Origin of the sequence: Mobilitalea sibirica (assembly GCF_015999265.1) — a bacterium.
Taxonomy (GTDB): domain Bacteria; phylum Bacillota; class Clostridia; order Lachnospirales; family Lachnospiraceae; genus Mobilitalea; species Mobilitalea sibirica.
In genome coordinates this window covers 1-12,529 of the sequence record NZ_JAEAGR010000021.1, presented here as the reverse complement: position 1 = coordinate 12,529, position 12,529 = coordinate 1, and the positions used below count along the sequence as shown (strand labels likewise).

Genomic DNA, 12,529 nt, shown 5'->3' with positions numbered 1-12,529 from the left:
TTAAGCCTGTGTCTCGGGATCAGCTTCAGATACATCATCTGATGCGGTTTCTGCTGTCTCTTCTTTATCAGGAGCTTCCAAAGCTTTAATACTTAAGCTGATTTTCTTTTCTTCTTTATTAAGCTCTACTACCTTTGCAGTGATTTCCTGTCCGATTTTTAACGCATCCGCAGGTTTTTCAACATGTTCTCTTGATATCTGAGATACATGAAGTAATGCATCAATGCCCGGTTCAAGTTCAACAAATGCACCAAAATCAGTCATACGAGCTACCACACCGGTAACAGTGTTACCAACTGCATATTTGGTTTCTGCATCAATCCATGGATTTTCATTCTCAAATTTTAAGCTGAGAGCAATTTTTTCACCCTGAATATCTTTAATATAGGCTTTCACGGTATCGCCCACTTTAAATACTTTCTTAGGATTTTCAACTCTTCCCCAAGACATTTCAGAAATATGAAGCAGACCATCAGCTCCACCTAAATCGATAAAAGCACCAAAATCAGTGATGTTCTTCACAGTACCTTCTACTGTCATACCAACCTGAATTTTTTCAAATAAAGCTTTCTTTAAAACTTCTTTCTTTGCAACAATTAACTGCTTACGATCACCGATAATTCTTCTTTTCTTCGGATTAAATTCGGTAATCACAAATTCAATCTTTTCACCGGCATATTTAGTTAAATCTTTCTCATAGGAATCTGAAATTAAGCTAGCGGGAATGAATACTCTTGCTTCGTCAATGATTACGCTTAAACCGCCGTTTAATACAGCAGCAACCTTAGCGGATAATACCTCATGGTTATTAAAAGCTTCTTCCAGTCTCTTGTTTCCTTTCTCAGCAGCGAGTCTCTTGTAGGTCAATGCTACTTGTCCTTCACCATCATTTACTTTAAGTACTTTCGCCTGCATCTTATCTCCGACCTTTACAACAGTTGTAAGATCTAGATTAGGTGTATTCGTATACTCATTTCTTGTAATGATACCTTCCGACTTGTAGCCTATATTTAAGATGATTTCATCTTCTTTGACACCCAAGACAATTCCTTCTACAACATCACCGTTGTTTATTTCTACTACTTTCTCTTCCTCCAATAATTGTTCAAAACTCTTTTCTGACATAGCGGTAAGAACCTCCTTGATAATATTGTTTGGGGTCGAAGCCCCTGCTGTAATACCTACGTTTCGATAAGATTTAAAAAGATTTAAATCCAGGTCATCAAGTTTCTGTATATAGTAAGTATTTTCACATTCTTTTTTACAGATTTCATAAAGCTTTCTTGTATTAGAGCTTTGTTTTGAACCTATGACGATCATGGCATCGGATTTTTTTGCCAATTCATAGGCCTCAGATTGCCGCTTTTCAGTAGCGTTGCAAATCGTATTTAAAACAAATATATCATAACCCTTTTTTGATATAATTTCAACTAATTCTTGAAATTTATTGTAATTATATGTCGTCTGCGAAACGATACATATTTTTGTATCTGTTGGTAGATCAAATTGTTCCGCTTCACATATATCTTCCATTACGATATAATTGGGAAGGCTTTCCTTCTGTACAGTGGTGTTATCATCCTTATTGGGATTGGTGTTTTTACACCAACCGATAATTCCTTGCACTTCAGGATGATTTCTGTTGCCAATGATTATAATATACCGACCGGCTTCGCTTTGTTCCATAACAATCCTATGTATTTTTAAGACATAGGGACAGGTTGCATCAATAATTTTATGACCGTAAGAAACAAGTTCATCATAAATTGCTTTTGAAACACCATGGGATCTTATAATTATTGTACCCGCGGGCAACTCTTTTAATTCTTCCATAGAATTGATCACTTTAACCCCTTTTTTAGATAAATCATTCGTGACCTCTTCATTGTGAATAATAGGACCATAAGTATATACAAGTTCAGATTCGGCCGTCTCTTTATATACCAGATCGACCGCCCGTTTTACACCAAAACAAAATCCTGCACTTAATGCAGTTTCTATCTTCAAATTATCTACTTCCTTTTCTGATTAATTTTTTGATAATATAATAAGATTTTTTGAATCACTTCATCAATCGTAAGATTGGAGGTATCAACATAAATAGCATCCTCCGCCTGCTTTAAAGGAGCAAACTCCCGGTTCATATCCCGAAAATCACGGCTTTCAATGTCTTTCTCTATTTCGTTCATGTCAGCATCAATGCCTTTTTCCTTCAGCTCAGCCCATCTTCTTCTGGCCCTTTCTTTTGTACTTGCAGTTAAATATATTTTTAGGTCTGCACCTGGAAGTACATAGGTTCCAATATCTCGGCCATCCATTACGACATTCGCTTTTTTAGCAAGGTCTTGCTGCAGTTCAACCAGTTTAAGACGAACCGACTTATTAATGGAAGCTGCACTTGCCATATTACCTACTGCTTCTGTTCTAATAAGACCGTTAACATTCTCTCCGTTTAATATGACTAACTGTTCACCGTCCTTATATTCAATTGATACATTCACATAGGGACAAGCTTCTTCAATCTTTTTACTGTCAGAGGAGTCAATGTCGTTACGAATAAAATATAGTGCCATAGCCCGATACATGGCGCCGGTATCAACGTAAATAAAACCAAGTTCTTTGGCAATTTGTCTCGCTATGGTACTCTTTCCGGCTCCTGCAGGTCCATCAATTGCAATACTAATATGCTTCATTCTATTTTTCCTCCGTGATTTAATTTCTTTCATCTATTCACGAAATTCTTCGTTATTCATATCTTTTTAGATAATTTAGTTCAATAGTCTTATTATATATTTTTATATAACCTAGTTTATGCTGCTACCTGCCGCAAAAGCGGTTGACCATGCAATCTGAAGGTTATATCCTCCTGTTAATGCATCTAAATCAAGCAGTTCTCCCACAAAATAGACATTCTTCGTCAATTTTGATTCCATTGTTGAAGGGTGGATTTCCTTAACATGAATTCCACCTTTTGTTATGACAGCCTGGCTATAATCACTTAGCTTCGTGATTTGAAAGGTTAAATTCTTTAATAACGTCACAAGGCGAAGGCGTTCTTCTTTGGTAATAGAGTTTACTTTCTTTTCTGAATCAATGTGGCTTAGACGAATAATAACATCAATTAGCTTATTTGGCAATAGGTGGTCAAGGGAATTCTTAAATTGTTTGTTTTTAAATTCTTCAAAATCCCGTAAGATTCGGGCATCCAACTGTTCCGGTGACAATGCCGGTTTTAAATCTATATTGAGTATAAGCTTTTTACTACTCTTTAAATAAGGAATGATAAAGCTGCTGGCGCTTAAAACCACAGGCCCGCTAACACCAAAATGAGTAAATAATAGCTCGCCAAAATCACGATATATAACTTTCTGTTCATTTGTAACCGTTACTTCTATGTTCTTTAAGGAAAGACCCATTAAATCCTTAATATAAGCTTCTTTTACATGGATAGGAACCAAGGAAGGGGATAATTCGGTTATTCTATGCCCTATATTTTTCGCAAAAGTATAACCGTCTCCGGTAGAACCGGTCAGGGGATAAGATAAACCACCGGTTGCAATAATAACGGAGTCTCCGTAATATTCTTCCTTTTGATCCTTTAGTATTAAACCATAGAATTCATTATTACGGATTAATATTTTGGTTACTTCGCTTCGATAGCAAATCATCACTCCCAACCGGTCCAACTCTTGCCTTAAAGCTGCAATAACATCGGAGGATTTATCCGAAACAGGAAAAACCCGGTTTCCTCGTTCTATCTTAACAGGCATACCCAGTTGTTCAAAAAAATCAATGACATCATAATTATTAAATTTATTAAAGGAACCAAATAAAAATTTTGAATTTGAGACAACATTATCAAAAAAAGTATCTCTATCGCAGGCATTTGTAAGATTACATCTGCCCTTTCCGGTTATAAACAGCTTTTTACCCAGCTTTTCATTTTTTTCAAATAATGTAACCGTATGTCCGTTACGGGCGGCAAATATCGCAGCCATCATACCGGAAGCGCCGCCACCTACCACTAAAACCTTGCTCATTTTTCCACCTTTTTATACTTTCATCATTTATTAACAAATATTTACTAGAATCATAATATTAGGTAATTGTCGAATACATATTCTGTATCGCAATTACCTAATATTGATATTACATATTATATCTACATTATCAAAGAATAAACGAATCCTTTATTTGTTATTGATCGTTATATATATATCAAATGTTCAAGTTTCATTAAGATGAAATTACGATAAATATAATTAATTGCCCAAATAAACTTCATTTATATCAAGTTCTATGTGACCACTGGAATATGCATTACCTTCTACCCTATAAATAACTTTATTGTAATCATCCAGATTATCAATAAGGCTTTGTGCTATCGCATCAAGAATAGCGGCTTCCATTCCGGCGCCTACGTTCATGAGCGGCGGTTGATCCGAATAAAAGCTAACAATAACAGCATCATCCTCTGTTGTTACACTTTCAATACCTATAGACAATGAATTATCTGCCATAGAAGATTTTACTGTATCCACAATTAATTGAGGAGTAATTTCCTTGCCCTCAGGAATTAAGGCGGTAACTGCTTCTAAATTAGCGGCTCCATTAATCGTGTATACTAGTAATTCAACATTATCTACCGGTTGAATTCCGGTAGGTGTTGGTTCATCCTTATTATCATCTTCCTCCTGTGTAGCCATTGTTATGTCGGAAATGTCTTCACTATCGTCTTCAATTGATTCTGAATCCGAATTCTTTGCCTTCTTCTGAGCGGATTCAACTCCGGGTTCTCCCGCTTCCTTATATGTGTTAACACGTATTTTGTCACAGCCGTATAATAAAATAGTAAAGATTAATATAGTAGTCAATATTATTTTCTTCTGGTTACTTTTCATAAAATCCCTCCATACTGCCGCTTTCGGTAACGATAATACCTAATAAAAAATGTATTAAATGAAAACAGATGCATTCCTTACATCACATCGCGCAAATAAGAAAGATTGCTTACGCAATCACCGCGTAAAACACATCACGAAGTAATCATTACCTTTCGTGTTAGTACGCATCCTCACGGAGTATTTTTATGCAACAGAGAAAATTCTTGTTGTATAAAAACTATTTCTTGATACTACAATATAATACAACTGTGTCATTTCTATGGTATTATTCTAAACTTATCCAAAATAAATAGAAAATTATTCACTCATTATTCCTTGTTATTCCATTTTTACAAAATAATTACCTAATAATGGTACAATAAACCATTATTAGGTAATGTTTATGACATATTCATCAGACATCTTCTTAAAAGATCTAGAGCGTGTATGACACTCTGTTCCCTGATCTTTTCACGGTTACCCCGTAATCGGTATTCTCTGACTGTTACTATTCCTTTCAAATAACACCCTATATAGACTAAACCAATCGGCTTTTCTTTTGTACCACCATCCGGACCGGCAATACCGGTAATTGCTAAGGCAGCCTCGCATCCTGTGGTATCAGCTGCACCCTTAACCATCTGGGTAGCTGTCTCTTCACTAACCGCACCATATTGATCCAGGGTCTTTTTATCTACTCCAAGATATTTCATCTTAGATTCATTCGAATAAGTAATAAAACCCTCTGTAAAAACAGATGAGGCACCGGGTATGTTTACAATACGACCGGTTAACAATCCCCCTGTACATGATTCTGCAGTCACAAGTTTTAAACCTTGCTTCTGAAGCAGTTTTACTACAACATCTTCTAGAGTTTCCTCTTCGCTTGTCGTATAGATGTTATCACCAAATCGATTCATAAGTTCTTTCAGCAGAGGTTGTATCATACTTTCAGCCGTATTTTCATTATCTGCAGATGCAGTAATACGAAAATGTACTTCGCCGCTTTTGGCATAAGGGGCAATGGTAGGATTGGTTTGCTTTTCGATCAAATCCAGTATCCGAGTTTCAGCCCTGCTTTCACCGATACCACATATTTTCACCATCTTTGAGATAAATACTTTCTGCTGTGTTTCTTTTAGGTAAGGAAACATTTTCTGTTCAAACATCGGAATCATCTCAGAAGGTGGACCGGGAAGTAGAAATATGATCTTATGATTCTCTTTAATAATATAGCCCGGAGCGGTTCCGTTGTCATTATCAATCACGAAACAGTCATCAATCTTTAATGCCTGTTTCCAATTGTTATCCGTTATTTTTGACAAAGCTTTCGACGCAATTGCTGAAGCTTTCTGTATTTGGTTATCCTGCTTATCGTAACTAATTCGGTCAAAATATTTTAAAATCCGTTCCCTGCTATGCTCATCCATAACAAGTTTACGTCCCAAAGCCTTTGCTACTGCTTCTTTCGTCAGGTCATCCTGGGTGGGTCCTAATCCCCCGGTTAGTATAATGATATCGGACCTGGACATTGCGGTTTTCACTGTATCAATTAATCTGTTTTCATTATCACCAACAGTAATTTGATAAAACAGAGAAAGGCCTAATTCAGCACATTTTTTTGATAAGTAGTTTGCATTGGTATTGACGATATTACCTAACAGCAGTTCGGTTCCGACACTGATTAATTCAACGGTCATTGGGAGACTTCCTTCCATGAATTATTTACTGTTGTTTTCACTTAATACCTTTATGTTTTTCCAAATATAATCCACCATAGAAATGATAGTTAGTGCTAATGCCAAATAAATCGCGATTTGTTCGAGAATATCAATGATAGTATAGTCCAAATTAATGATTAACATTACACTCATAACGATTTGGACATTGGTTTTTAATTTACCCCACCAACTGGCAGCAATTACTACTCCGTTATCAGAAGCTATCAGTCGAAAACCACTGATGATAAACTCCCTGGCTATGATTAAGATTACGATCCAGGCCGGTACCAGCTTAAGCTCAACAAAACTAATTAACGCACTGGAAACCAACAGCTTATCGGCAAGAGGATCCATGAATTTTCCGAAATTAGTAATTAGATTGTTCTTCCTAGCTAAATATCCGTCCAAAGCATCCGTTAAGGCTGCCAGGATAAAAATAGCCGCAGCAATATATTGCCCATAGGTGATGCCGGGTACCAACATAAAAATCAAAAAAATTGGTATCATTAATATTCGGACAATCGTTATTTTATTTGGTAAATTCATTCATTTACACTTCCTTTCACTATATCTCCTATGAGATCGTAATTCTTTGCTCCGGTAATCAAAGCCTTAACCATATCACCGGACATCAGCTCTTGTTCGGAGGATAAAAAGATGAAACCGTCAACCTGCGGTGCATCCATATAGGTCCTACCGATATAAACCTGTTCTTCTTCTGTTATCTTTCCTTCGATTAATACATCTACAGTTTTACCGATAAATGCTTCCGTATGATGAAATACTATGGTTTGCTGTTGTTTCATTAATTCTTTTTGTCTAAGCTTTTTCACCTTGGCTGTTATCTGTGGCCTAAGTTTTGCTGCAGCAGTATTTTCCTCTTTAGAATAGGTGAACACACCTAAACGTTCGAATTTTAGTTTTTGAACAAATTCTAATAACTCCTTATGCTCATCCTCCGTTTCTGTAGGAAAGCCTGTGATCAAAGTAGTACGTAAAACAATATCAGGAATATTGTTTCTAAGCTCTGTAACGATACGAATTAAATCTTCCTGATTGGTTTTTCTCCCCATGAGTTTTAAGATACGGTCACAGGCATGTTGAATCGGAATATCTAAGTAATTGCAGATTTTTTCTTCTTCTTTCATAACCTGTATCAATTCAGGAGTGATCTCCTCCGGGTAACAGTATAATATTCTAATCCAAGCGATTCCTTCTACCTTACATAGTTCTTTCAATAACTTAGGAAGAGTTTTTTCACCATATAAATCAACACCATAAAGGGTTGTCTCCTGTGCTACTAAAATTAATTCTTTAATTCCCTGTGAAGCAAGATATTTAGCCTCACTGATCAAATTTTCCATCGGTACACTTCTGTAATTTCCTCTGACCTGTGGGATTACGCAATACGTACAATGCTTATCACAGCCTTCCGCTATCTTTAAATAAGCGTAATGGCTACCGGAGGTGAGTATTCGTTTTGCACTGGTGGTAGGTAGCCTGTCCAAATCATTAAAATGGGTAGGCCGCTTACCATCTACTATTTCATCAATCACTTTCAATATCTCGGTAAAGCTGGATGTGCCAAGTAAAGCATCCACTTCTGGTATTTCCTTCGTGATTTCTTCTTTGTAACGCTCTGCCATACAACCGGTTACGATTAATGCTTTTAACTTACCGGTTTTTTTATATTGCGCCATCTCAAGGATTACATTAACACTCTCCTGCTTTGCATCCTGTATAAAGCAACAGGTGTTTACAATTATAATATCTGCTGATGTTTCTTCATTCGTGATACGATATCCGTTCTCATGAAGAATACCAAGCATAGTCTCGCTGTCTACTAAATTCTTATCACATCCGAGTGAAACAAAAAATATATTCATTATCGGTCTCCTTTATTTCTTGTCAAACGAAGTCATTTACGTTTTATTGTTTTATGTTCTTTATGCAAACATCATTTTAACAGTTTTTTTTCAAAAAGGAAACTAATTTTTAAAATCCCTGGATTTCATGAAAACAATTATTAGAATAGTATTTCTTTTTCATATCCCTAAGTATCTTAAGTTTCTGTTTCAATGAGTGGTTACTGCTGTATTCCCCCAGAAAGATATCCTCAAGAAAGTGTTCGATACATCGCAGGTCTCTTTTCTTAGATAGGTCTCTCAAACCTAATTCCAGATTTTTTCTAATTCTAAGCATGGATTTACTATGATCTGCGGTAATTTCCAAAAAACCCTGCTTTAAGATGAGCTCATATACATTTTTATAAGAAAAACAAGCTGTTTCCTCTTTGACATCATAATCGTTAATTAGGTCAGAGCCTATCAGGATTGCTCCGGTATAATATACAGGTCTGTTATGGTATCCATCCTTGATCATAGTATTAGAATCGTTAAGTACAGTCATATAGTCCAGATACAATGCCTGATTCACAAAATGATATCCGGCAGCAAAAGATAGTTGTAACGAATCTTTTGTTATCGACTCAGCGCTTAAAACCGAAGGATGTATAATAAAATCCTGTGTGACGTCTAGTATTTTATATTTTTTCTCTCGAAATAAAATATACTGTTCTATATTCATACCTATTTATCCTTATCTTTTAAAATTCTCTATGAATGATTGTTCTTTCTGTTTTGTCGAACGTAGGAAACAACGACAAGAATAAAAAGTGCAGTTATAATAATTAGGCTGATGATATAAAACGTAGAATTATTATTCTGATTTGACTGCTTTTGTTCATCCTTAGTATCAAGAGCTTCATCTATATTATCATTCTCATAATCTGTTGTTGCGCTTTCCTTTGTTTCTTCCCCATTAGCTGAAATCAACCTAAATATCGGAGTAAGATTAACATCACCACTGTCATTATAAAGCATAGAAGCATCAATCGTAGGTTCGGTACTGTCTGACGCTCCACTCCAGGAGACGAATTCATAACCCTCATCAGGTATAGCAGTTAACAAGGTAGGAAGTTTTTCATAATAGGACTTTTTCCAAACACCGTTAATGACTCCTTTAGAGTTTCCATCAATGGTTATTGTATTAATCTGAATCTTTCCTCCTAAGGGATTCGTTTCATTGGCAACACCTATGGATAGAAAATACATTTTGCCCAGTTTGAATTTACCGGCCAAATGAGATTTGACTATGGCAGGTCTTTTGTCGATAAACATTTTGACTGCTTCAATATTTCTATGCCAATCATGTAGTAGGAAATATCTGGTTTTCTGCTCCTCGATTGCTCCATTACTATAATAACCGGAAATTTGATCAATTAAAGTAATCACAGAATCTTTATCAAAATTTGTGTTTAAAAGATCTAAAAATCTTTGATTGAAATAGGTTTGAAACTCTTCATTCTCCAGAAGCTTTCGAAGGAATAATGTTGAACCATCCTGGTTTGGCCATTCTGTTCCTCCCGCCTTCGTTGCATCCGCCAAAGAATTCATATTCACGGCACGCATATTATATAAACCGAAATTAAAATCCATATCATAAACAAGATAACGAAGCCTTCCGTCCAAGCCATAAGCTGCCTCCGGGTTATATTCTGTACGAACACGCCAGGCCTTGCAATTATTGCCGGGCCAGTCCCTGTTGGCTCCGTAGATATTGATAATTTGATAATCCACAAAGTTTTCAATATCTAACCACTGTTGTACCTGTTCATAGTTTTCTTTCTTAGATAAGTCATTCTTAGTGATGAATTCTAAAAGAGTATTATAGAATTCAAGATCAGATTCAGAGCCTGATGATATAACAGGTTGCTGTTTTCCGGTTCCTTCTTCGTATGTAAATTCATAGATAACAACTTCATTCTCATCTATGTCATAATGATCTTCAATATATTTATCATCCTGACGTTCTCTAATGTTGTGAATACCGTAAAATTCTCCGTTAATAAAAGTTACAGCCGGTGAATATGCCTGTAAATCCAGTTTTGTATTGGTCATAAGAGCCTGGGATAGTGCATCACGAAAGAAAGTAGCATCACCGGCAGTACCTTCATTTCCCCCGGCCCGGAGTAAAAGGCGCTTAAATTTTGTTATTATATCATCCTGTTTCTCACCGCTATTTACCAATGCAGGTATTACACTACTGGAAAAAAAATCATATTCAAACTGAGTTTGTTCATCATATTCCGAACGGGCATAGATACGAAGAGATTTAAATGCCCAGTCTCTTGAAGCACCCCCATGAAGTCTAATTCCGGCATCTTGGGATAACTGAAGGTTACCGTCTTTATCAAAATACTCAAAATGAATCGGACGTTCCCACTCTTTTCCTCTGTTTTTTGTATTGGATGGGGCCATGATTCCAATGCTATTATCATAAAGATTCGCATTGTCTGTGGTAATGGATATTATAGGCATGGAGTAACGATTGAATATATTATTATCTACAAAATAGGAGGCAGTTGCAGTCTTACTTATGCTACCTTCAGGGCCTACTACGATGGCCCTGATAACCGTACCGCTAAAAAACGGGGATGGTTTCTCTCTCAAAGGCGTATTACTAATCTTAATTGGATTCGCATAGGGATAAGTGGTTGCATTCCCAACCGAAGGAACGCTACCGTCAATGGTATAATAGATGGAAGCGTCTTCTACATCCGATGTAATTGTTAAATCAAATTCTTCGGTATAAAGGCCGGCCGGTACAGAAAATGTAGGCTCGCTGATGATAGTCTCTGCTCCAACCTTTACCGGTAATAAAAATATTAAGCTCAACATTATAAAAAGTGTTAAATATTTTTTTTTCTTAAGCATGATACCTTCTCCTTAGTCTGTTCATTTGAGTGATTTTTTGAATAACTTTATAATGCAGCTTCCACGCAGTTGTTCATAAGCATTGCAATCGTCATAGGTCCGACACCCCCGGGGACCGGTGTGATAGCACTGGCAATTGGAAAAACATCCTCATAATCCACATCTCCGCAAAGCTTGTTATTCTCATCTCTGTGAATGCCTACATCAATGACGACAGCACCCTCTTTTACAAAATCCTTCGTAATGAAACGGGGTTTCCCGATCGCCACGATAAGTATATCTGCTCTTTTGGTAACCTCGGCTAAATCCTTGGTTCTGGAATGACATATCGTAACTGTTGCATTCTCCCGTAACATCAAAAGTGCCATTGGTTTTCCAACAATATTACTTCTACCTACAATTACACATTCTTTTCCTTCCATCGGGATGTCATAACGCTTAAAAAGTTGAATAATACCGGCAGGAGTACAGGAAAGGAATCCTTTTTGCCCAATACTTAGTTTTCCAACGCTTTCCGGATGGAAACCATCCACATCCTTTTCTGCTGCTATTGTTCGGATAACGAGGTCTTCATCAATGTGTTTTGGTAAAGGAAGCTGTACCAGAATACCATGAACAGTTGGGTCTTGATTTAACTTTCCAACTAATTGTAGAAGTTCCTCCTGGGAGGTGTTTTCCGGTAACTCATGGGCTAAGGATTTAATTCCGATATATTCACAGGCTTTTTTCTTATTTCCTACATATACAGTTGAGGCAGGATCATTACCCACCTGAATAACCGCTAAGGTGATTTGAGTGCCTTGTTTATTAAGCTTAGCAACTTTCTCTTTTAATTCATCCTTTATCTCAGAGGATGTTTTTTTTCCATCAATTATTACAGTCATCTATTTTTCACTCCTATTCTATATTTTGTCCATTTAATTCATACAATCACATATTATCTATTCTAATATATTCCAATGAATATCACAAGTCATAAAATATATAACCCATCTATTATCCACCTTACATAATTGTATCTCATGATAGTGTAAAATATCTTGTGTAAATAAAATAGAGAAACTCCAAGGCTTATGGTAAAATAATTAACGACCAAGCCAATCAATCACCAATACAAAGGAGTTTCTCTATGACGAATAATAACACAAAC

General features: G+C 36.3%; 10 protein-coding genes. All 10 read right to left on the bottom strand.

Going from position 1 to position 12,529, the window contains the following annotated elements; genetic code table 11:
- Nucleotides 1-2,007 (bottom strand): bifunctional 4-hydroxy-3-methylbut-2-enyl diphosphate reductase/30S ribosomal protein S1, encoded by a 2,007-nt coding sequence (locus tag I5677_RS15860; protein ID WP_197662635.1) that lies wholly within the window; start codon nucleotides 2,005-2,007, stop codon nucleotides 1-3.
- A gap of 5 nt (nucleotides 2,008-2,012) precedes the next feature.
- The gene (gene cmk / locus I5677_RS15855) at nucleotides 2,013-2,693 is read right to left on the bottom strand and encodes a (d)CMP kinase (RefSeq protein ID WP_197662634.1); all 681 of its coding nucleotides are present in this window, start codon (nucleotides 2,691-2,693) and stop codon (nucleotides 2,013-2,015) included.
- 111 nt (nucleotides 2,694-2,804) lie between these two features.
- Complete coding sequence (locus I5677_RS15850) at nucleotides 2,805-4,040, bottom strand: BaiN/RdsA family NAD(P)/FAD-dependent oxidoreductase (protein ID WP_197662633.1); 1,236 nt, start codon at nucleotides 4,038-4,040, stop codon at nucleotides 2,805-2,807.
- A 222-nt stretch (nucleotides 4,041-4,262) separates the two neighbouring features.
- Nucleotides 4,263-4,901: a hypothetical protein gene (locus tag I5677_RS15845; protein WP_197662632.1), complete on the bottom strand. Its 639-nt coding sequence runs from the start codon at nucleotides 4,899-4,901 to the stop codon at nucleotides 4,263-4,265.
- 383 nt (nucleotides 4,902-5,284) lie between these two features.
- Nucleotides 5,285-6,583, bottom strand: coding sequence for a competence/damage-inducible protein A (locus tag I5677_RS15840; RefSeq protein WP_197662631.1), 1,299 nt, complete (start codon nucleotides 6,581-6,583; stop codon nucleotides 5,285-5,287).
- 21 nt (nucleotides 6,584-6,604) lie between these two features.
- Nucleotides 6,605-7,150: a CDP-diacylglycerol--glycerol-3-phosphate 3-phosphatidyltransferase gene (gene pgsA, locus I5677_RS15835; RefSeq protein ID WP_197662630.1), complete on the bottom strand. Its 546-nt coding sequence runs from the start codon at nucleotides 7,148-7,150 to the stop codon at nucleotides 6,605-6,607.
- Nucleotides 7,147-8,490, bottom strand: coding sequence for a 30S ribosomal protein S12 methylthiotransferase RimO (gene rimO / locus I5677_RS15830; RefSeq protein WP_197662629.1), 1,344 nt, complete (start codon nucleotides 8,488-8,490; stop codon nucleotides 7,147-7,149). The genes pgsA and rimO overlap by 4 nt, the downstream gene beginning before the upstream one ends.
- A gap of 109 nt (nucleotides 8,491-8,599) precedes the next feature.
- On the bottom strand, nucleotides 8,600-9,190 hold the full coding sequence (locus tag I5677_RS15825; RefSeq protein ID WP_197662628.1) for a hypothetical protein: 591 nt from the start codon (nucleotides 9,188-9,190) through the stop codon (nucleotides 8,600-8,602).
- Nucleotides 9,191-9,219: 29 nt separating this feature from the next.
- A complete protein-coding gene (locus I5677_RS15820) occupies nucleotides 9,220-11,379 on the bottom strand; it encodes a CotH kinase family protein (RefSeq protein WP_197662627.1) in 2,160 nt (719 codons plus the stop codon).
- A gap of 47 nt (nucleotides 11,380-11,426) precedes the next feature.
- Entirely contained in the window at nucleotides 11,427-12,263 is an 837-nt protein-coding gene (gene folD, locus I5677_RS15815) for a bifunctional methylenetetrahydrofolate dehydrogenase/methenyltetrahydrofolate cyclohydrolase FolD (protein ID WP_197662626.1), read from the bottom strand.
- Nucleotides 12,264-12,529: the final 266 nt, after the last annotated feature.